This window comes from Xylella fastidiosa, from assembly GCF_011801475.1.
Taxonomy (GTDB): Bacteria; Pseudomonadota; Gammaproteobacteria; order Xanthomonadales; family Xanthomonadaceae; genus Xylella; species Xylella fastidiosa.
Genome location: NZ_CP044352.1, coordinates 1,498,293 through 1,519,716 on the forward strand (window position 1 = coordinate 1,498,293; position 21,424 = coordinate 1,519,716).

The following is a 21,424-nucleotide window of genomic DNA, read 5'->3' on the forward strand; positions in this document are numbered from 1 at the left end:
CATGACATTCCAGCACACCTGCCCAACATTCCCTGCCAAGATCAATGCTGGATGCTCATTACAGATATCCCTTACACTCAAAAACTACCCCTGGCCCGACTGGACACTCCATTGCCTACTGCGTGGTCCGGCATCACTGGACCTCACCGCGCAGGGTGAAAACACCACCCACCGATTCGACATCCCCGCTGCGGACACCGCACAGTGGACACCCGGCGATTACCTCTACCAACTGCGTGCAGCACACAGCCCCCAGACCATCGAAATAAAACGTGGGAAACTCCGTGTTGAGCCAGACTTTGCATCGCTGCCCCAAGGCTATGACGGACGCAGCGACAACCAACGCGCCTTAGACGCCATCAACGCCGTCCTGCAAAAACGCGCCACCCAGGACCAACAGCGCTACCGCATCAACAACCGCGAACTGTGGCGCACCACCATCGCTGAATTACTGAAACTACGCACCTTCTACGCCGTAGCCGTACAACGCGAAACACCCACCGACACCCCCCGCAGCTGGGGGAACATCGTTCCTGTGAGGTTTGTAGGATGAACCTCTGGACATGGTGGACACAGCGCACAGCCCATCCAGACCCTCCCACCCCAGACACGGCAACACCCCAGCCAAACCACCCCCCGCGGCGCTGGTATCAGCGCATGCTGCCCTAGGCGGCATGTTCAAAGCAGGGCAGGTGGATACCAATGACCTGTGGAGCAGCATCCCCGTATCCCCGGACGAATACATCACCCAACGTCTTCCAATCCTGGTCGCACGCATGCGCGAACAATGGTCCAACAACGACCATGTCAAACGGTACATTGACCTATGCCGCCGTAACATTGTGGGCCCCCGCGGCATCGTCATGCAGGCCCAAAGCAGAAAATCGCGCAGCGGTGCCCTGGACACCGCCATCAACGACGCCATTGAAACCTGGTGGCAAGACTGGGGCCGCAAAGGCCAGTGTGAAGTCACCGGAAAATTATCATGGCGCGAAATCCAAACCCTCTGCGTAGAGACCTGCGCCCGTGATGGAGAGTTTATTGCCCGAAAAATTTATGGCGCACACGCCGGACCGCATGGCTTTTGCTTACAACTGATCGACCCACTGCGCCTACCCGTGCGCTACCAAATGCTGAAAACAGACCAGACCGGCGGATTTGTCCGACAAGGCATCGAATTTAACCGATTCGGAAAACCGCTGGCCTACCACTTCAGCTCCATTGACGAACGTGACACCTACTACTACAGCATCAATGGACGAGGCTACATCCGCGTCCCCGCCGAGGAAGTCATCCACATCTTCAAACCCGTGATGGTGGGACAACGCCGCGGCCTACCTTGGGCCGCCACCTCCCTACTGCGTCTACACCATCTACAAGGCTTTGAAGAAGCCGCCGTACAAAACGCACGCGCCGCCGCTAGCAAAATGGGTTTTGTCGGATACCGAGAGGGTTTTGGACCGCGAGCCGACGAACAGGAAAACGTTGCCCAAACCATCCAGATGAACGCTGGACCCTTAGCCATCCACGAACTCCCCCAAGGCGCAGAATTTCAAGACTGGAACCCCCAATACCCCTCAGGTGAATTTGGCTTATTCACCAAAGCCGCCAAACAAAGCTTGGCTGCGGGCATGGATCTCTCCTACCACGCCCTTTCCGGCGATCTAGCGGACGTCAACTACTCCAGCATCCGCCAAGGCACATTGGATGAACGCGAACGCTGGAAAGAAGACCAGCAATTTTTTATTGAATCCCTCCACACCCCTGTTTTTGAAGCGGCCTTGAAAGTGGCCTTGCTGAGCGGACAGATTCGCGTGCATGGCAAACCACTGCCTGCCGAACACTACGACCGATACCGCCGCGTTTCCTGGCAAGGCCGCCGCTGGGCCTGGGTCGACCCCCGCACCGACGTTGAAAGCGCACTGACCTGCATCCGTGGCGGCCTGACCTCCACCAGCCAAGTCATCCTGGAACAAGGCCGCGACCCCCAGGACGTCTTTCGCGAAATCGCCCAAGACCTGAAAGAAATGCAAGCCTCCGGCATCCCCAACGACTACCTCAAGTACCTGCTGTATGGCGCAGACCTCACTACCGCCAACACCACACCGACCCAGAAGGAACCCACCCCCCATGACCACAGCCACTGAGGTAGTACGGGACCTTCGCAAAGGCGGCACCCAGTACCGCCATGCCGATGTCCTATCGATAGACGAACCCTCCAGAACCCTTGAACTTGCATTTAGCAGCGAAGCAGCAGAAGTGCAAACAAGGAGCGGCGTGGAGATTCTCGGCCACCGTATCAACGAAGTACGCATGCACCGTCTTGACAACGGTGCCGCCTTACTCCTGGACCACAACCCACGCGAACACATTGGCGTTGTCGAATCGGCCTCTATTGACAGCGACCACCGCGGACGCGCCATCGTGCGCTTCGGGCGCAGCCCACGTGCTGAAGAAATCCTACGTGATGTCCTGGACGGCATCCGTAAACACGTCTCAGTGGGCTATTTAGTCCATCAAGTCGAAGTGATCGGCCAACGCGACGCAGGCCCCCTGTACCGCGCCACGGACTGGGAACCCATTGAAATCTCCATTGTCAGCATCCCTGCCGACCCCTCCGTTGGCATCGGGCGCGCCTTGGAAAATCCGCCACAGGACACCGCAACAGTCTCGCAACACACTCCAGGCACCTCTGAGGATAAAACCATGACGGAACCATCACCCCCCGCCCATGCCGACACCACCAACACACCCCAGCCGACATCCAACGCGACTGACACCCCCAACAGCGTCGATGCCGAACGAACCCGTGTCAGACACATTGCTGACCTTGGCAAAACCTACGGACACCTGGAACTGGCGCACGACTACATTACCCAAGGCCACTCACCGGAAGCATTCCAGCGCGCCCTACTGACAAAACTGACGGACAAAGCCCCCATGCCCCAGTCTGAACCTCACACGGAAACCGGCATCGGCCTGTCCACACAAGAAATACGGCACTACAGCATCGTCCGCGCAGTCCGCGCGTTATTGCCTAATGCCAGCCAGACCGACCGCAACGCGGCGGCCTTTGAGATTGCCTGTTCCGCTGCCGCAGAAAAAACCTACGGCAAACAGGCGCGCGGCCTACTGATCCCCTCGGACGTCCTCAACCGCGCATTCTCCACCACCACCCCGACGGACGGCCCCGGCAGCAACATCATTGCCACCGAACTACACGCCTCCTCCTTTATCGAAATCCTGCGTAATAAAACCTGGGTCATGCAGCGCGCTACCGTCATGGGCGGCCTGGTTGGCAACGTCGATATCCCCAGACAGAAAGGCACCACCCAAGCCTACTGGGTGGGGGAGGGCGACTCACCGGAAAAAAGCAAACCTGCCCTGGACCAAATCCACTTCACCCCCAAATCCCTGGCCGCCTATACCGACATCACCCGGCGTCTGCTCCTGCAATCCACCCCGGATGCCGAACAAATCGTCCGCAGCGACCTACTGAACGTCATGGCCCTGGAAGTGGACCGTGCCGCCATCTACGGCAGCGGCTCAGACATGCAACCCACAGGCGTTAAACATCACAGCGGCATTAACGCCGTGTCCTTTGCACAAAAAGGGCAACCCACATTTGCTGAACTTGTCCAGATGGAAACGCAAATTGCCCTGAACAACGCAGATGTGAACGCCATGTCCTACGCCTTCAATGCAGGCATACGTGGCTATGCCAAAACCGCCTTGAAGTTTCCCCAGACTGCCGCCAGCGGCACGATTTGGGAATCCGGCAACACCGTCAACGGCTACCCAGCCAGCGTGTCCAACCAGATCAAGGCCGGTGATGTCTTCTTTGGGAACTGGGCGGACCTCATCATTGCCATGTGGGGAGGCTTAGATATCACCGTCGACCCCTACAGCCTCAGCACCAGCGGCGGCACCCGGATTGTCGTGTTCCAAGATGTCGACTTTAACATCCGTCGTACCGAAAGCTTCTGCTACGGCGCAGCCGCCTGACCCTTGAGGAACACACCATGCCGACGACGACAAACACCCTCAAAATCAGCGCTGCGGTGGTAATCCAAGGCCTGATTTACCGCCCTGGCACAATCGTCCAGATCCCTACGGCACTGGCGCACGATTTAATGCGCCGTGGCCGTGCTGAGCTTGCCGGTGATGCCGATGGCCCCGTGGCAGTGATCATCGACCCACCCAGCGGCGGAGCACCCACACCAAACACCTTGACCCCTACAGAAACCAACGAGAAACCTCCCCCCGCGGGAGTCGCCGTTGATGCACCACCCCTCCTGGGATGACCTAGACGCCTTCCTAGAAACCGATGATTTTGCCGTGACAGCCCAATTACACTCGGAGAAAACGGGGCGCGTCCATCAATGCACCATTGTTTTTGACGCGACCTACATTGATGCGGACATCGGCGACTACAGAATGAACGCCCCAGAACCCTCCTTTACCTGCAAAGAAAGCGATGTTATGGACTTCAAAAAACATGACTACGCCCGCATTGAAGATCGCCACTACCGCCTCACCCACGACCCACAACCGGATGGAACCGGCATGGCCCTCGTGCGGCTGGCCCCGATGGCGCCCCCATGATTGGCATCCACATCCACCCCCACAGCCTCACCGCCATCGCACAAGCACTCAACGCCACTGAAACGCAGATGGAACAGGCCCTGCGTTCGGCCAAAATCAAAATGGCGGCCTGGCTGCGTACCCGCTCCGTGCGCGGACTGAGCGATGCATTGCAACTCCAACAAAAGATCGTGCGCCGCCGCCTGCGCACCTATCGACAACGCGACCAAATGAAAGTGTGGTACGGCCTGAACCCCGTCCCCCTCCTATGGCTGAACCCCAAAGCCACCCCTAGCGGCGTCAGCGCCCTGGGCGGGCGTCAGATCAAAGGCGCATTCATTGCCACAGTGCGCGGCAAACGGCAGGTACTCAAACGCCTGGGCCGCGCCCGCTACCCCGTGGCCGTTCAAAAAGCAGACATTTACGCACCCTCCATGACCTATATCGAAAACGGCCTTCTTGACACAGCCACCTTTGAAGCACGCTTTTACACCCTGTTTGAGCACGAACTGCAATGGCGGACACACACACCGACATAAGCTTAGAAACCCTGCATACCGCCATCCGCGACCAAATTGCAGCGCACTTCCCAGACCTGGCCACCGTTGCGTTTTATCAGGACGATGAAGACCACCAACTGCCCATGCCCGCCTGTTTACTGACACTGAGTGAGATCGAACCGGCCCCCGAAAACGATGCAGGCACCGGACAATTCCCCGCCCTGCTGCGCTTTCAGGCACGGCTTGTCCTAGGGCACCGCGGCCCCTCCACCCACCTGCAAGCACGTCTGGCCGCCGCCGCCCTGGGCACCTGGCTGTACCAGCGCCGCTGGCGTGGCGTACCAACCGACCCCTGCCGCGTGATTGCCATCTACCCAGACGAATTCAACGCCGCATTAGATCGATACGTCGTCTGGACCGTGGAATGGCAACAACCCGTCTTTCTTGGCAACAGCGCCTGGACCCATGCAGGCACCCTACCCACCAACCTATGGCTGTCCTTCACACCGCAGACCGGCCCCTCCGTCCAAGACAGCTATCACCAGATCGCCCCATGAGACAGACACTCAACGAACACACCCGCCAATTAGCACACCTGATCCTCCAAGGGACCGTCGCCGAACTGGACCCTGCAACCGCCTGCGTGCGGATTGAAGCCGGAGAACTGCTCACCGACTGGCTGCCTGTCATGGCCTCACGTGCCGGAGCCGACCGCTCCTGGTGGCTGCCGCACCTGGGCGAACAAGTCATTGCACTGTGCCCCAATGGAGATTCGGCACTGGGCATCGTCTTGCCTGGCGGCCTCTACCAAGAGACCTTCCCTGCGCCCAGCAGCACCGCCCACCAGCCCTGCCTGCTGTTTGGCGACGGAACACGCATCACCTACGACCGCCAAGCCCACGCCCTGACCGTGGATGCCTCCGCCGCATCCGGCACCGTCACCCTGATCTGCGCCACGGCTACCCTCAATGCCAGCGACCGCCTCACCTTGGACACGCCCAGCCTCCACCTCACCGGCAACCTCACCGTAGACGGCACCATCCACGCACAAGGCGACATCACCGCCGCAGGCATTGGCCTACAACGTCACCACCATACGGCCCAAGGACCCAATGCACCTACCACCCCTGCACAGGGGTAGGCGTTCAAGCCACTCGCGGATGAATCCGTGACAGCGCATCTCCAAGATCACGTTTGGCACATTCCAACGCATAGTGCTGTTCCAAATTCAGCCAGCTTTGCGGATCGGTACCGAAGTAGCGCGCCAGACGCAAAGCAGTTTCTGCGGTGATCCCGCGCCGCTCGCGCACAATCTCATTGATGCGTGCCGCCGTCACCCCAATGGCCTTAGCCAGCGCATTACTGGACAGACCTAGAGGGACCATAAACTCCTCCCGGAGAATTTCTCCTGGGTGAATGGGGGGAAGTGTCTTAGACATAGTCATCTCTTGAAATCTCAACGCACACGGATTTCCACGCGTTTCCCAGCACGATGCAACAAACTGACAAGCTTATCCACGCTAAATCGATCTGTTTTGAGATGCATCACTTCAGAAATACGAGTCCGAGGCACGCCGAGTTCATCAGCCAGTTCCTGCTGCTTTTTGCCACGCTTGCGTAATTCTTTTTCCAGCGCGATCAACAACGTTTCGCGTGCCAGCATGGCTGCGGCCTCATCAGGGGCAAAGCCCAGATCCTCGAACACGTTACCGCAACTCACTGTCATTTTTTCGCTCATTTTATTTTCCAATTTGTTTGAATCTCTGCTGACCTAATGCAATGTCCTTAGGGCTAGTTGTCTGCGTCTTCTTGACAAATGCATGTAGCACATAAACAGCGTTACCAATGTTCGTGACGTAGAATGCCCGGAACGCTCCGCCTGCATGAATACGTACCTCACGAACCCCAGAACCGATGGTTTTCATCGGTTTCCAGTCCTGTGGATCTAGCCCTTCTTGTAATCGCAGAAGTTGGCGGCCTAATGCTTGGCGGGCAGATGTTGGGAAATTACGGATATCCTCCAGAGTGCTACCCATGAAAATAATCGTCTGCATGAAAATGAATGTACAAAAATAACGACGTTTTGTCTAATATTTTGTACATCATCATGCGTTGAACTCCCCGTGGAAGGGCTTCGGAAAATCCGCCACAGGACACCGCCCAGGGAGTTCCCCCAAGCTGCTGAGCATGCGCGGAATGAACATGCACACCGGAAAGCCGCTTGATGGCATCGACCACCTGCGCCAATCGGTGCAGAACATCTTGAGCACCCCATTAGGGAGCCGGATCATGCGCCGTGATTACGGCAGCCGGTTACCACACCTGCTTGATGCCCCGATCACACGGGCCCTAACAATGGACCTGTACGCAGCCACCGCACAAGCCCTTGCCGCACACGAGCCACGGATCACCCTGCGGCAAGTGACGGCCCGCGCCACCGCATCGGGCACGGTAACCCTTGCGTTGACCGCCCACTACCTTCCTGAGGGGAAAACCGTCACCCTAGACGGCATCCAGGTGCGTTGATGGACAACACTCTGACGGCGATTGACATCTCCAAGCTGCCCATGCCTGATGTCATCCGGCAAGTGGCCGCAGACGTGATCTTGCAAGAGATGCTGGCTGATCTGGCGGCACGTGACCCGACCCTGAAAAACCTCCTGCCCTCAGACCCCATCTACACCCTGTTAGAAGTGGCCGCCTACCGCGAAGCCGTGCGCCGCTATCAAAGCAATGAAGATGCCAAAGCCGTCATGGTGGCCTTGGCCAGCGATGCCGACCTAGATCATTTAGCCGCATTATTTCGCGTCAAGCGCCTCGTGTTGGAGGCAGGTGACCCCACTCAAGGCATCCCCCGAGGATGGAGAGTGATGCTGCCTTTCGGCGGCGTATCGTCCTTGCACCGGAAGGCTACAGCGTCGCCGGTCCGGAAGGCGCTTACATCTACCATGCCATCAGCGCCCATGCCGACGTGCTTGACGTCAGCGCCACCAGTCCAACCCCTGGAGACGTCATCATCACCGTACTATCACGCAGCGCCAACGGACAGCCCTCACAAGACGTGCTTGACGCCGTGATGGCCGCTGTCAACCAAGAATCAGTACGCCCCATGACCGATCACGTGACCGTACAACCGGCACAGATCACTGACTACCAAGTCCACGCACGATTGCACACCTACGCCGGACCGGATGCAGCGGTCGTCCTGTCCGAAGCACACCGCCGCATCACCGCCTACACCACAGACACATTCCGCTTAGGGCGAGATATCGCCCTGAGTGGCCTGTATGCCGGACTGCATGTCGAAGGCATCCAACGCGTAGAACTCATCACACCACAACAGGGACTGACGATGGACCGTACCCAGGCGGCCCGCTGCACCAACATCACCGTCGTGCATGGTGGCGTGGATGAATGAACCCCTGCACAGCCTGCTTCCCCCCACGGCAACACCGCTCATGCGCACCCTGGAGCAAGTGATGGCACGCATGGCTGACATCCCGATCCCATTCAAACAACTATGGGACCCGCACACCTGCCCCGAGCCATTACTCCCCTGGCTGGCCTGGTCATTGTCCGTGGACACCTGGCGCAGCACGTGGCCCGTGCATATCAAACGCGCGCGTATTGCAGCAGCCATCGAGATTCAGCGTTGCAAAGGCAGCGTTAAAAGTGTGCGCGATGTGGTGCGCAGCTTTGGCGGAGACGTCCTCATCACCGAATGGTGGCAACAAAACCCACCGGCTGCACCGCACACCTTCACACTGCTGCTCACCTTATCCGGGCAAGGCGGCAGCCAGAGCACCGCCGAATTTGTCGCAGATGTCATTACAGAAGTCATCCGCACCAAACCCGTTCGCAGCCATTTCACCTTTACCCAGGGCGTGCACACCATCGGACAGATTGGCCTGCTGGGTGGCGCACAGATCACCGCGTACCGACGCCTACACCTCACCCAGGCCGCATGAGGATGTTATGACCCCACTCCAAATCACCATCACCCCCAGGGCCGCGCCGCCCTAGTGAACGCCCAACATCATGGCACCGTCCCCGTGCGGCTGGCCTCTGTCGGCCTGACCGCACAACACTTTGACCCCACCGCGGCAACGATGCCTGATGAATCCAAACGCCTGACCACCTTCTCAGGCGGCGTGGTGGCCGCAGACACCATTCACATCACTATCCGCGATGCAACTAGCGACCAGTACGACGTCCGCGGCTTTGGCGTCTACCTGGATGATGGCACCTTATTTGCCACCTACTCCCAACAGGACATCATTCTCAGCAAATCCGCATCGGCCATGCTACTGCTGGCCATTGATGTTCGGTTCGTAGATACCGATGCGACTCAACTCACCTTCGGTGAAACCTCCTGGAACAACCCACCGGCGACACAGACAGTGGCAGGCGTGCTCACCTTGTCCAGCAACGCCCAAGCCATCGCGGGCCTGGAGGATCGCAGCGCCATACCGCCTACCGCATTGAAAGCCACCCTGGATCACCGCCTAGGCGAAGCCGCCCCTTCCGACTACGCCAAAACACTGCTGGCCAGCGCCGATGCGCCCACCCTCCGCCACCTGCTGGGCCTAGGCGATGCTGCCGTGATGGACACCGGATCAGGAAAAAACTTGGACGCAGATTTACTTGACGGCTATCACGGCACCTACTACCTACAATGGAGAAACCTCCAGAACACACCACAGACCTATCCACCGAGTGCCCACCAGCACGCCAGCAGCGATATCCCAGAACTGGCCTCGCAACTAGATACTCTGGTGAAAAAAACAGGAAGCCTCATGACAGGCTCGCTCCAATCCCAAGGCACCCTGATTGGTGACGCACTGGGTCACGGACGCATTCCGGCACTGAAAATCGGTAACGATTGTGAATTCTGGGACAACAATATCCCTTACGCAGCCACCTTCCGCAGCGGCACCTCCCCAGCCATCGCACAACTGTTCTTCGGCACCAGCAACCATTGCTATTTCGGCACCAGCACCAAAAACACCAGCACAGTGATTGGTGCAAAAACGGGCCTACTGTGGATTGAAACCGCAGGCAATTACTACTACCAACAACACGACACAACCCACGTTGCCTTTTACAAAAAGAACGGAGGCCACGCCTTTTTCTGGAGACGCAGCGACAGCGGCGGCAACGGCAGTACCAATGAAGTACAACTGATGGCACTGGAAGACAATGGCAACCTGTCAGTGAAAGGCACTATCGTCTCGGCAGGCGGCTACGCCCAAGGCTCCTCCCGAAAACTCAAAGACATTGAAGGCCCCTTGCCCTATGGCTTGGCAGAGATTGAACAACTCACCCCCCTGATCGGACGCTACAAACCCTCCTACACCCCCGACGGACGCCGCCGCCTATTTTTAGAGGCAGAACAACTACTGGACCTGATGCCGGAAACGGTCAATCCCGAAGGCATCCCCTTCCAAGGCGCTTACGTCCCCTCGGTCAACCTGGACCAACTCCTGCCTGTACTGGTGAATGCCATTGCACAGCTATCAGCCAAAGTAAACGCACTGACCGACGCGCCACGCCACGCGGAAAAATAGCCACAGGACAGCAAACAGCTGTCGCACCGATCATCTCCCCGTCTTACAGCAGATGAAGGGCCTGATGACGGAACACTATCTACATGGCGTTGAAGTGCTGGAGATCGACGATGGCGCACGCGTCATCCAAACGGCCTCAAGCAGCGTCATTGGCCTGGTGGGCACTGCACCTTTGGCTGACGCCACCACCTATCCCCTCAACACCCCCGTGCTGATACCAGGATCAACCGCGATGGCGGCCACACTAGGGACAGCAGGCACCTTGCCCCAGGCCATGGATAGCATTTTTGATCAGATTGGCGCGGCCGTGATTGTGGTGCGTATTGAAGATAGCGTGGATGAAACCCAGCGGCTGTCTCATGCTGTTGGTGGCATCAATGCCGCCAACGGCACCTATGAAGGCGTCCATGCGCTGCTGGCCGCCGAAAACATCACCGGCTACAAACCGCGCCTGCTGATTGCTCCAGGCTTGACCCACCAGCGCCCAGAACAGACACAGGCCAATCCCGTTGTGTCCGAATTGATCGGCATTGCCGAGCGACTGCGCGCCATCATCATTGCTGACGGCCCAGGCACCACTGATGCACAGGCCATTGCCTATGCCGGGGACTTTGGCAGCAAACGCGTGTTCCTGGTTGATCCGCGGATCACCACACTGGGTGCTGATGGCACCACCATCACCGCCTACAGCAGCGCTGCGGTGGCCGGACTCATCGCCAAGATAGATAACCGCAACGGCTGGTGGTGGTCCCCCTCCAATCAACCCATCAACGGCATTCTTGGCACCTCACGCCCCATTGATTTTGCATTGGGCGATGCCACCAGCCGCGCCAATCTGCTCAATGAAAAAAAGATTGCCACCATCATTCGCCATGACGGCTACAGACTATGGGGAAACCGCACCTTATCCAGCGATCCTAAGTGGACCTACCTCTGCGTGGTCCGCATCGCCGATATCATCGCCGATAGCCTACAAGCGGCCCACCTGTGGGCGGTGGATCGCTCCATTACCAAAACATACGCCAGTGATGTTGAGGAAGGCGTCAATGCCTATCTGCGACGACTGAAAAGCCTGGGCGCGATTATTAATGGCCGATGCTGGGCGGATACAGCACTCAACACAAAAGACGCCATCACCGCCGGACACGTCTATTTTAATTTTGACTTCACCCCGGCCTATCCGGCCGAACACATCACCTTCCGTAGTCGGCTCACCAGTGATTATCTTGTGGAGGTGTTCTAATGTCCGCACCGCGTCATATCCTCAAACACCTCAACCTGTTTATTGATGGCAAAGGCTATGCAGGGCAGGTCGAAGACATCAACCTGCCAAAATTGACCTTAAAAACCGAAGAGTTTCGGGGTGGCGGCATGCTGGCCCCTGTAGAACTCACGATGGGCATGGAGAAGCTAGAAACCGATGTCAGCTTGATTTGCTACAGCAGCGACGCACTCCTGCTGTTCGGCGTTACCGAAGGAAAGCAGGTGAACTGCACCGTGCGTGGCTTTCTGGAATCCTTCGATGGGACGACAACATCCCTTGCGATCCATCTGCGCGGCAAAGTCAAAGAAATCGATCGCGGCACCTGGAAACCGCCGGACAAATCCAGCCTAAAACTGGCCTTGGCACTGAGCTACTACAAAGAAGTGCATAACGCCACCGTCATTCATGAAATCGACATAGAAAACATGATCTTCCAGCAAAACGGCATTGATCTGCTCGCCCCCGCTCGCAACGCACTAGGACTCTAACCATGACCGGACCGACCACTGATAAACCGTACATCCGCGAAGCAGAAGGCGGCGTACGCATCACCTTAGCCTCACCCGTCAGCATCAATGGCACCACCGTCAATGAACTATGGATGCGCGAACCGACCGCAGGGGATATGAAACGCTCCTTTGCACTCCCAGGCAACGAAGGCGAACGCGAATTGCGCATCTTTTCCAACCTTCTTGAAGTGTCCCCCGAAGCCTTAGAAACCTTCAGCCTGCGTAACTACAAACGGCTACAGGAGGCCTTTTTGATTTTTATCGAGTGAGGCTAACGCTGGAAGAACTCCGCCAAGGCGTTCTAGCCTTAGCCTCACATACAGGATGGTCACGCGTGGACATTCTCGCGCTCCCAATGCGTGAATTCCTATTCTGGATCGACGGATTACCGCGCGATGGCGAGTAAAAAACAATTCCACGCAAGCCTCATCATTGCTGGGCACCTGTCCAGCACATTGAAAAGCGCCTTCGGGTCCACACAGCGCAACGTACAACGTATTGGTGCGGCGGTCACCACACTCTCGCGGCAGCAACGTCTGCTCGGGCAAGGCATTCAAACCTTTGGGCGCATGGGTCGTAATATTGACGGGCTGCGCACCCGGTATGACGCATTAACCAGACAATTAGAACGCACCCGCGCCGCGCAACAGCGACTCAACCAAGCACAATCGGCCCTTGAAGGACACCGCGCCCGCCTTTCACAGATGCGCGGACAGCTCGGGGGGGCCGTAGGGGCCTTGGGGGCCGTCTCTGCCGCCGCGTTTTTCCCCATCAAGGCAGCGGTTGAGTTTGAAACCGCCATGCTTGGCATTGCCAAGCAAGTCGATGGCGCACGCGACAATACCGGCAAGTTGACCTCCGTGTATTACGACATGGGCAACGCCATCCAGCAGCTCGCGCGTACGATCCCATAGCCACCAACCAACTGGCCGACATGGTGACCGCCGGTGCCCGTATGGGCATTGCCGAAGGCATGAACCCAGAACAGGCAAGAAAAACGCTGATCGAATTTACCCGCGTCTCGGCCATGGCGGCCACCGCCTTTGAGATGCCTGCCGGTGAATTGGCCGACAACATGGGAAAAATCGCTGGTATTTTCAAAATCCCGATCAGCGACATTGAGCGTTTGGGCGACGCCATCAACTACCTGGATGACAACGCCATCTCTAAAGGGGGTGACATCATCAAAGTGATGCAGGGCGACCTGGCCGGAGCAGCCTCCACCATGGGCTTATCGGCCAAAAATGCCGCCGCCCTGGCGTCCACCTTCCTCACCTTGGGTGAATCTGCCGAACGCGCTGATACCGCCGCCTCTGGAATGCTGCGGCAATTACAAATTGCCAAAATGAACCCCAAACGCTTCCAGATCGGCGTGGGGATGTTGGGCATGACCGCTGACCAACTCCAAAAAGGCATGGTCACCGATCCCCAGTCCATGATTCTGGACGTCCTCACACGCATTAAAAAACTCCCAGTCGAACAGCAAATGGAGGCCGTCACACGCCTGTTCGGCAAAGACTGGGGCGGGGCCATCGCCAAGCTTGCGAACGGCGTTGATGAATACCGCCGCCAACTGGCGCTGGCCAACGGAGAAGCCGCCAAAGGCAGCATGTCGCGGGAATTCAAATCTTGGCAGGACTCCACAGCAGGGCAATGGCAACAGACAAAAAATCGCCTCACCGAGCTTTCCGTAGCCATTGGTAACGCCTTACTGCCTGCTATCAACGACCTGTTAGCGTCCTCGGCTCCGGTCATTGAGCGATTTGCAGCATGGACACAAAAACATCCTGGCGTAGTGAAAGCGGTGCTGGGAACCGCCCTGGCGCTGGCCGGTGTTAGAGTCGCCGTCATCGCCCTGCGCTTTGCCTTTGCCGCCCTTCAGTATCCCCTGTTGCTCGGACTACGCCTGATCGCCTCGTGGCGGGCTGTGGGCACCTTGGCTTCTATGGCCCAAGTACGCACTGCGGCGCTGGCCGTGGGGCGTGTGTTAGGCCGCGTCGTCCCCGCCGCTTTCATGGTGGCTGGCCGTGCCGCATTGTGGTTGGGTCGCCTCTTGCTCATGAATCCGGTGGGATTGGCCGTCACCGCCATTGCTTCAGGCGCGTTGCTGATCATCCAACACTGGAACACCATCAAACCGTTCATGAGTGCCCTATGGGAAGGGGTTAAAACGATTTTCAGCGGTGCCTGGGGAGTGATTACAGGCCTCTTTACCGGCAACTTCGACCGCGTGAAAAACGGATTCAAAACGATGTTTGATGGCATCGGCACCATTGCCACCTCCTTCTTCGACAAGCTCAAATCACTATGGAATTGGGCCACCGAAAAGTTCACCACAATGAAACAATGGTTAGGCATCGGCGACAGCCTGACCCAACACACCATGACTACCGCAGGTGCAGGCGCAGCCCCCACAGCAACGGTGCGCATGCCGCCATTGGCGCAGCAGCATAGGACAAATAACGCCGATTACCGTAGCTATGCCACCTACAACATTACCCAACAACCGGGTGAACGTGGCGAAACCCTAGCACGCCGCATTGCCGCACAATCCAGCCAATCACAGAGGCAACCACGCAGCGCCCTGTACGACGATGTCAGAGGTCAAGAATGATCCGTCAAACCCTCTGGAGCGATGTCGCCGCACCCCTTCAAAACGCATTCCAAACCAACAACAGCGGCAACCGGCCTGTCCTGATGATGCTAGGTGGCTACACCTTCTCACTGGCGAGCCTCGTCTACCAAGAACTCGCCCGCGTGAACGAATACCGCTGGGCAGCCATCGAACGCTATGGGCAGCGCGATGCGCGCCAATACACCGGCCCAGGCGATGAAAGTATCGAACTGCCCGGTATCGCCTACCCAGATTGGCAAGGCCAACGTGCCTCATTGGACGAATTACGCGCCTTGGCCGCCCAAGGCAAACCCTTACAGCTCATTGATAGCAATGGCCTCATCCACGGCTGGTACGTCATCGAACGGATTGAAGAACGCCAAAGCGACCATCACCCCAACGGCACACCACGGCGCATTGAATTCACACTCGCCTTACAACGCGTCAACGATGACCACGCCGTAGAGGCCACCCCGTGAGCCTGCACACCTATCTCACACGCCACGGTGACACCGTCGACTGGCTCGCATGGAAGTATTACGCACGCACCGATGCCACCATCATCTCGGCGATTTATGAAGCAAACCACGGCTTAGCCGCATGGGGGCCCGTGCTGCCGGAAGGCATCGCGATCACCTTGCCAGACCCTGTGGCCACACCGCGCACCATTCCAGGAGTCACATTGTGGGAGTAACGCCCTGCTACCGGCTCATCGCCAACGACAACGATATTACCGCCCTCATCACCGAACGCATGGCAAGCCTACAGCTTTCCGATGAGTCCGGAAGCCATGCCGACACCTTGGAAGTTGTTCTGGCTGACCATCTACCTAACGCCCCGCTCAAGCTGCCACCGATGGGGGCGGAACTGGAACTGGCATTAGGGTATGACGGCCAATTACGCCCAATGGGCGTTTTCGTGTGTAGCGAAATCACATTGTCCGGCTGGCCAGCCACAATGACCCTGCGTGCCCACGCCGCCCCTTGGGAAGGCACCCCCAAAGGCAAAAGTGACCTGCAAACTCAAAAAACCCGCTCCTGGCCCGCCGGAACCACACTCGGTGCCATGCTATCCACAATGGCTGCCGAACATGGCATGACCTGGGCGATCTCCCCGTCGCTCACAGGCGTGGCATTACCCCACATTGATCAGACAGAAGAATCAGATATCAACGTCCTGCTACGGCTAGCACAGCGTTACGATGCGATTGCTAAACCTGCCGGAGGTCGACTGATCTTTGCCAAACGCGGCGAGGCTAAAAGCGTCACAGGCATTGATATGCCTCGCATCACCTTAACACCTGATGAGATTGCCTCCTGGCAAATGACCTACGCAACGCGGGACAGCCCCGGCACAGTGATTGCCTTCTACCGCGTGGCACGCCGCGCTGAACTGCATCAAGTCAGCGTCGGTGACGGGCACCCCGTTCACCACATTAAACAATACCTGCCTGATGCCGCTGCTGCTACCGCCGCCGCTCGGGGTGAACTCTCACGCCGTGCCCGCGCTGAAACCAAACTCACTCTAGAGATGGCAGGGCGTGCGGAGCTGTCTGCAGAAGCCGTCTTGACACTCAACGGCTGGCGGGAAGGAGTGAATGGTGATTGGCTCGTCACCCGTGTGCAACATTGCCTAGACAAAAACGGCTACCGATGTAGCATCGAAGCCGAGCGGCCCAACAACCATCCAGATGTTGCTGCCGCCATCAACACGCAAGTACGCGATCAAATCGTACGCCCGTCCCGCACCCATCATCAGAAAACATAAGGGCCTGCTATCGGTTCCGCATTCTCTGATACCTCAATGCGGCATTCTCTGATACCACCACCCCCACCGCGTCCAGCATATTAACCCTGCCGGACGCGGGGCCATTAAGGCCGCTCCACCCGCGAGGCGCTGGAGCAGCGCCTTTTCCGGCAGCTTAATTTGACTGCTAAAAATCGTTTCCGTATACCATTTAAAAACATCAATAAAATCAAATAGTTAATCTAGTTAACGTAATTCACGTTACGGAAACGTATTTAGCATAAATTATTGATTTAATTATGTTTACGTAATGCTTTCAATACATCATGTGGATGTTGAGATTATGCATCACCCACAGTGAACCGACGATGACGATCCCAATGACCAGCAATGAAAACAGCGCTACATGGACGTTGGAGCGTTGTTCCTTTGAGCGGTCCATGTGAAGAAAGTACACAAGATGTACCAGCATTTGCACCGCTGCCAACGCTGAAACCAGGGCTACGGTGGTTTCTTTGGAGAAACTACGATTCATCACTATCGCAAATGGAATGGCAGTCAATATCACGGCTAGCACAAAGCCGATGAGGTATGACTTCAGGTGAGTGCTTTGGCTGGGTGCGGTAGGCTCGCTAGAGTGATGGGGGTGATGAGACATTACAGCGCTCCTAGCAGATAGACGATGGTAAAGACACCGATCCAGATGACATCCAGGAAGTGCCAGAAGAGGCTTAAACAGGCCAAGCGGGTGCTGTTGCGTGGGGTCAGGCCGTTCTTAACAATCTGGATCACGAGTATCAGCATCCATAGTAAGCCTGAGGCGACATGCAGACCGTGGGTACCGACTAAGGTGAAAAATGCGGATAGAAACGCGCTGCGTCCTGGGCCTGCTCCTTCTTGGATCAGATGGTGAAACTCGTAGAGTTCCATGCCTAGGAAGCCAAGACCAAATAGGGCAGTCACCATGAGCCAGCCATAGAGAGCAGGTATGTGGCGTTTGTGCGCCGCAATCATGGCAAAGCCGAAGGTTAGGCTGCTGAACAGCAGTAGGAAGGTTTCTACCAGCACGAACTTGAGATCGAACAGTTCTTTTGCTGTTGGTCCATCCACTGTCGCACCGACCAGGACTGCATAGGTGGCGAACAGGCCTGCAAAGATGAGACAGTCGCTCATCAGGTAAACCCAAAATCCGAAGACGGTGTTGTCTCCAGTGTCGTGATGTGCGTGATCTCTGTTATGCATATCTATCTTTGTGGAAATGGGCATAGGGGTTATACAGCCTTCGCAGCAAGTGCTGTTTGTCCTTTTTCTAGCAGTGCGAAGCGTTCGTTCTCGATACGAGCCACTTCCTCGGCAGGGACCCAGTAATCAATGTCGTTATCGAAACTGCGGGCAATGAAGCTACCGATCATGCCAACCAGACCGAGTATTGCCATCCACCAGATATGCCACGTCAGAGCGAAGCCCAGAACGATGCTGAAGGCGCCGATCCAGAAGCCGGCTGCGGTGTTGCGTGGCATGTGGATATCCTCGTATTTGTCTGGTTTTTTCCAGGCTTTGCCACGCTGTTTGTCTTCCCAGAATTGGTCCAAGCTGTCCACATGAGGGACGTGGGCAAAGTTGTAGAATGGCGGTGGTGAGGAGGTCGACCACTCCAGGGTGCGTCCGTCCCAGGGGTCGCCTGTCAGGTCGCGGTTTTGCTTGTGTGTCCAGAGGCTGTAAGCAAATTGCACCAGATTCAAGAAAATACCGATCCCAATAATCACGGCACCGCCAGCTGCAACCAGTAACCAAGGCTCCCATTGCGGGTTGTTGTAGCTATTTAGACGACGGGTCATGCCCATGAAGCCGAGTGCATACAACGGCATAAACGCGACGAAGAAACCGACGATCCAGCAGGCAAAAGAGGCTTTGCCCAGTGTTTCGTTGAGTTTGAAGCCAAATGCTTTCGGGAACCAATACGTCATGCCGGCTAAATAACCGAACACGGCCGCACCGATGATGGTGTTATGGAAATGCGCAATCAAGAACAGGCTGTTATGTAACACGAAGTCGACTGCGGGGATGGCCAGCATGACACCTGTCATTCCGCCGATGGTGAAGGTGATCATGAAACCGATGGTCCACCACATCGGGGCGCTGAAATGCACTCGGCCACGATACATGGTGAATAGCCAGTTAAATATCTTTACGCCGGTTGGAATCGAGATGATCATCGTCGTGATGCCAAAGAAGGCATTGACGTTTGCACCAGAGCCCATCGTGAAAAAGTGGTGCAGCCAAACAATAAACGACAGGACGCCGATGCATGAGGTTGCGTAGACCATTGAGGTATACCCAAATAGCTTCTTGCGGCAGTAGGTCGCGACCAATTCGGAGTAGATGCCGAATGCTGGCAGGGCAAGGATATAGACCTCAGGGTGGCCCCAGATCCAAATCAGATTGACGTACATCATGGCGTTGCCGCCGCCGTCGTTGGTAAAGAAGTGTGTACCTAGGTAGCGGTCAGCACCCAACAATGCCAGTGTGACGGTCAAAATAGGGAATGCGGCAATGATCAGGATGTTGGTGATGAGCGCGGTCCAGGTAAAGACCGGCATACGCATCAGGGTCATGCCGGGCGCACGCATCCTCATTATCGTGACCAGGAAATTAATGCCAGTTAGCAACGTACCTAACCCAGAAATTTGCAGTGCCCAGAGGTAGTAGTCCACGCCGACACCAGGGCTGTATTCCAATTCTGACAGTGGCGGGTAGGCCAGCCAGCCGGTTTGTGCAAATTCACCGACAGCCAATGAGATGTTGATCAGTGCCGCGCCGCCCACAAACAGCCAGAAGCTGAGGGAGTTAAGAAATGGATAGGCGACGTCGCGGGCGCCAATTTGCAGCGGTACGATCAGATTGAGTAGGCCTGTCATGAGTGGCATGGCCATGAAAAAGATCATGATCACGCCGTGGGCGGTAAATATCTGGTCGTAGTGGTGCGGTGGAAAAATGCCTTCGTTACCGCTATGTGCGATGGCCAGTTGGGTGCGCATGAATATTGCGTCGGCAAAGCCGCGTAACAACATCACCAGCGCTACCACGATATACATCACACCGATTTTCTTGTGGTCGACCGAAGTGAGCCACTCGCGCCATAAGTACCCCCATTTTTTGAAATAGGTGATCGCAATCATGACCCCTAGGATGGCGAGACCGCCTCCCCCGACTGCAGTCAAAACGATTGGGTCGTAGGGGATTGCATCCCACGAAAGCTTGCCTAACATTGTTTGCCTCCAGAAGTGCACATGCTCACCGAATCTTCCAGCGATAACTGGTGCTCATGATGATTGTCGTGATCGTCGGCGTGGTGGCCATGCCCCATCATGTGCTTATCGATCAGTGACTTAAACAGTCCATTCTCTACCGATGAGTAGTAGGTGACCGGATAATCACTTTTTTCGTTGCGATCATCTGCCAATGCTTGATATTCATCCTGTTGTAGTTTTAGCGGTGAGGTTTTGACTTTGGCGACCCAGGCGTCGAATGCCGCCTGGTCGGGGAGCACATGGACTACAAAATTCATTTTGGAGAAGCCATGGCCGCTGTAGTTGGCCGAGATACCGCGGAATGTTCCTGTCTCATTGGCGATGAGATGCAATTTGGTTTGCATGCCTGCCATCGCGTAAATTTGTGAGCCTAGTTGCGGGATGAAAAACGAGTTCATCACGGTATCGGAAGTAATCTTGAAATTCACCGGGGTGTTGATTGGGATCGCGATCTCGTTGACTGTGGCCATATCCTGTTCTGGGTAGATCATCCCCCACTTCCAATCCATCGCCACGACTTCGATGGTGATCGGTTTAACATCCGATTTCAGGGGTCTGTGAGGGTCGAGTGAGTGTGAGGAGCGCCACGTCAGTATGGCCAACACCAGAATGATCAAACATGGGATTGACCACACCACGACTTCGATTGCAGTGGAGTGGGCCCATTCTGGTTCATAGCGCGCTTTGGTGTTGGAGGCGCGGTATTTCCATGCGAAGGCGACGGTCATCACGATCACTGGGATGACAACCAGTAGCATCAGCGCGACTGAAATAATCAGTAGTGTCTTTTCTTCCTGGCCAATCTGACCCTTTGGGTTCAGAACGGCCCAGTCGCACCCCGTGAGTATCAGGAGGAGCGGCAACAGGAGTACCAGGTGGAGTAACTGTCTCGTTTGTTTCGAGGAAATCATTGGTCAATCCAGTTGCAAGGAAGCATCAATTGCAGCTCTGAGTGCGATTTGTCATTGGTCACACGGGAGACTGCGGTATGAGCAGCAGTGGGGTCACACTCAGATCAGCATCACAAATTCTATGCCTTGCTGCGGTCCATAGAAAGGTACACATTATGATCTGAAGTCGAAATTGTTGTTGGTTGGCTGCGACATGTCGTCGCATCTGTGGAGTGCATCTATGTTTGGTGATGCAAGGTGCCTGGATTAACAAAGGAAATCGGATTCATCTCAGCCAAACACTGCTTGAGCTGTTACCAGACGCAGGAGGCAAACGGGCAATAATTTTGCGTTTTTTTAATACTGACAAACTAATGCCGAGAAACATATCTGCCCGGATCGAATAGTTTCTCTAGATCTAGATAATGTGAGATGGATC

At 56.4% G+C, this 21,424-nt stretch carries 22 protein-coding genes and 4 pseudogenes; 19 read left to right on the forward strand and 7 right to left on the reverse strand.

The genetic code is table 11. The features are described from left to right. The first annotated feature begins 1 nt into the window (after position 1). From F7G16_RS06700 to F7G16_RS06735, 8 genes and pseudogenes are all read left to right on the forward strand, one after another. Complete coding sequence (locus tag F7G16_RS06700) at positions 2–553, forward strand: hypothetical protein (RefSeq protein ID WP_038233040.1); 552 nt, start codon at positions 2–4, stop codon at positions 551–553. Continuing rightward, a pseudogene (locus F7G16_RS06705) lies at positions 550–2,147 on the forward strand (phage portal protein). The gene F7G16_RS06700 and the pseudogene F7G16_RS06705 overlap by 4 nt, the downstream one beginning before the upstream one ends. Continuing rightward, on the forward strand, positions 2,131–4,005 hold the full coding sequence (locus F7G16_RS06710) for a phage major capsid protein (RefSeq protein WP_038232803.1): 1,875 nt from the start codon (positions 2,131–2,133) through the stop codon (positions 4,003–4,005). The pseudogene F7G16_RS06705 and the gene F7G16_RS06710 overlap by 17 nt, the downstream one beginning before the upstream one ends. Positions 4,006–4,022: 17 nt before the next feature. Further along, on the forward strand, positions 4,023–4,304 hold the full coding sequence (locus tag F7G16_RS06715; RefSeq protein WP_159241635.1) for a hypothetical protein: 282 nt from the start codon (positions 4,023–4,025) through the stop codon (positions 4,302–4,304). Next, positions 4,282–4,605, forward strand: a complete 324-nt coding sequence (locus F7G16_RS06720) for a head-tail joining protein (RefSeq protein ID WP_011097935.1) — start codon at positions 4,282–4,284, stop codon at positions 4,603–4,605. The genes F7G16_RS06715 and F7G16_RS06720 overlap by 23 nt, the downstream gene beginning before the upstream one ends. Continuing rightward, the gene (locus F7G16_RS06725) at positions 4,602–5,123 is read left to right on the forward strand and encodes a hypothetical protein (RefSeq protein WP_011097614.1); all 522 of its coding nucleotides are present in this window, start codon (positions 4,602–4,604) and stop codon (positions 5,121–5,123) included. Before F7G16_RS06720 ends, F7G16_RS06725 begins: the two co-directional genes overlap by 4 nt. Then, positions 5,099–5,641, forward strand: a complete 543-nt coding sequence (locus tag F7G16_RS06730) for a hypothetical protein (RefSeq protein WP_011097613.1) — start codon at positions 5,099–5,101, stop codon at positions 5,639–5,641. The genes F7G16_RS06725 and F7G16_RS06730 overlap by 25 nt, the downstream gene beginning before the upstream one ends. Beyond that, on the forward strand, positions 5,638–6,225 hold the full coding sequence (locus F7G16_RS06735) for a phage baseplate assembly protein V (protein ID WP_167405114.1): 588 nt from the start codon (positions 5,638–5,640) through the stop codon (positions 6,223–6,225). Before F7G16_RS06730 ends, F7G16_RS06735 begins: the two co-directional genes overlap by 4 nt. Positions 6,226–6,229: 4 nt before the next feature. Here F7G16_RS06735 and F7G16_RS06740 read toward each other — a convergent pair whose 3' ends face one another. From F7G16_RS06740 to F7G16_RS06750, 3 genes are read right to left on the reverse strand one after another with little or no spacing between them, the layout of a single operon-like run. Continuing rightward, complete coding sequence (locus tag F7G16_RS06740; protein WP_004087025.1) at positions 6,230–6,529, reverse strand: HigA family addiction module antitoxin; 300 nt, start codon at positions 6,527–6,529, stop codon at positions 6,230–6,232. Between the two features lie 11 nt (positions 6,530–6,540). Next, complete coding sequence (locus F7G16_RS06745) at positions 6,541–6,822, reverse strand: helix-turn-helix domain-containing protein (protein WP_004087027.1); 282 nt, start codon at positions 6,820–6,822, stop codon at positions 6,541–6,543. Position 6,823: 1 nt separating this feature from the next. Next, on the reverse strand, positions 6,824–7,138 hold the full coding sequence (locus F7G16_RS06750; RefSeq protein WP_004087029.1) for a type II toxin-antitoxin system RelE/ParE family toxin: 315 nt from the start codon (positions 7,136–7,138) through the stop codon (positions 6,824–6,826). Between the two features lie 133 nt (positions 7,139–7,271). On the opposite strand from F7G16_RS06750, the gene F7G16_RS06755 reads away from it, so the two are divergent. The 11 genes and pseudogenes from F7G16_RS06755 to F7G16_RS06805 all read left to right on the forward strand — a co-directional run bounded on the left by F7G16_RS06755 (position 7,272) and on the right by F7G16_RS06805 (position 16,805). Next, complete coding sequence (locus tag F7G16_RS06755) at positions 7,272–7,610, forward strand: GPW/gp25 family protein (protein WP_004088650.1); 339 nt, start codon at positions 7,272–7,274, stop codon at positions 7,608–7,610. Continuing rightward, positions 7,610–8,502 (forward strand): annotated as a pseudogene (locus F7G16_RS12645) (baseplate assembly protein). The gene F7G16_RS06755 and the pseudogene F7G16_RS12645 overlap by 1 nt, the downstream one beginning before the upstream one ends. Continuing rightward, complete coding sequence (locus F7G16_RS06765) at positions 8,495–9,052, forward strand: phage tail protein I (protein ID WP_011097610.1); 558 nt, start codon at positions 8,495–8,497, stop codon at positions 9,050–9,052. Before F7G16_RS12645 ends, F7G16_RS06765 begins: the two are co-directional and overlap by 8 nt. 7 nt (positions 9,053–9,059) lie before the next feature. Continuing rightward, positions 9,060–10,651, forward strand: a pseudogene (locus F7G16_RS06770) (hypothetical protein). A 64-nt stretch (positions 10,652–10,715) separates the two neighbouring features. Further along, on the forward strand, positions 10,716–11,894 hold the full coding sequence (locus F7G16_RS06775; protein WP_011097931.1) for a phage tail sheath subtilisin-like domain-containing protein: 1,179 nt from the start codon (positions 10,716–10,718) through the stop codon (positions 11,892–11,894). After that, positions 11,894–12,403: a phage major tail tube protein gene (locus F7G16_RS06780; protein ID WP_004086986.1), complete on the forward strand. Its 510-nt coding sequence runs from the start codon at positions 11,894–11,896 to the stop codon at positions 12,401–12,403. The genes F7G16_RS06775 and F7G16_RS06780 overlap by 1 nt, the downstream gene beginning before the upstream one ends. Positions 12,404–12,405: 2 nt before the next feature. Beyond that, positions 12,406–12,693, forward strand: a complete 288-nt coding sequence (locus F7G16_RS06785; RefSeq protein WP_011097930.1) for a phage tail assembly protein — start codon at positions 12,406–12,408, stop codon at positions 12,691–12,693. Positions 12,694–12,819: 126 nt separating this feature from the next. Next, positions 12,820–15,038, forward strand: a pseudogene (locus tag F7G16_RS06790) (phage tail tape measure protein). Next, entirely contained in the window at positions 15,035–15,517 is a 483-nt protein-coding gene (locus tag F7G16_RS06795; RefSeq protein WP_011097928.1) for a phage tail protein, read from the forward strand. Before F7G16_RS06790 ends, F7G16_RS06795 begins: the two are co-directional and overlap by 4 nt. After that, on the forward strand, positions 15,514–15,732 hold the full coding sequence (locus tag F7G16_RS06800; RefSeq protein ID WP_004088371.1) for a tail protein X: 219 nt from the start codon (positions 15,514–15,516) through the stop codon (positions 15,730–15,732). The genes F7G16_RS06795 and F7G16_RS06800 overlap by 4 nt, the downstream gene beginning before the upstream one ends. Continuing rightward, complete coding sequence (locus F7G16_RS06805) at positions 15,723–16,805, forward strand: phage late control D family protein (RefSeq protein WP_038233030.1); 1,083 nt, start codon at positions 15,723–15,725, stop codon at positions 16,803–16,805. Before F7G16_RS06800 ends, F7G16_RS06805 begins: the two co-directional genes overlap by 10 nt. 295 nt (positions 16,806–17,100) lie before the next feature. On the opposite strand, the gene cyoD is transcribed toward F7G16_RS06805, so the two are convergent. The 4 genes from cyoD to cyoA are packed head-to-tail and all read right to left on the reverse strand — an operon-like array spanning position 17,101 to position 21,006. After that, a complete protein-coding gene (gene cyoD / locus F7G16_RS06810) occupies positions 17,101–17,442 on the reverse strand; it encodes a cytochrome o ubiquinol oxidase subunit IV (RefSeq protein WP_004089237.1) in 342 nt (113 codons plus the stop codon). Next, positions 17,442–18,050: a cytochrome o ubiquinol oxidase subunit III gene (cyoC, locus tag F7G16_RS06815; RefSeq protein WP_004089235.1), complete on the reverse strand. Its 609-nt coding sequence runs from the start codon at positions 18,048–18,050 to the stop codon at positions 17,442–17,444. The genes cyoD and cyoC overlap by 1 nt, the downstream gene beginning before the upstream one ends. A gap of 5 nt (positions 18,051–18,055) precedes the next feature. Then, on the reverse strand, positions 18,056–20,053 hold the full coding sequence (gene cyoB / locus F7G16_RS06820) for a cytochrome o ubiquinol oxidase subunit I (protein ID WP_004083794.1): 1,998 nt from the start codon (positions 20,051–20,053) through the stop codon (positions 18,056–18,058). Continuing rightward, positions 20,047–21,006, reverse strand: a complete 960-nt coding sequence (cyoA, locus tag F7G16_RS06825) for a ubiquinol oxidase subunit II (protein WP_011097726.1) — start codon at positions 21,004–21,006, stop codon at positions 20,047–20,049. The genes cyoB and cyoA overlap by 7 nt, the downstream gene beginning before the upstream one ends. Positions 21,007–21,424 lie beyond the last annotated feature (418 nt).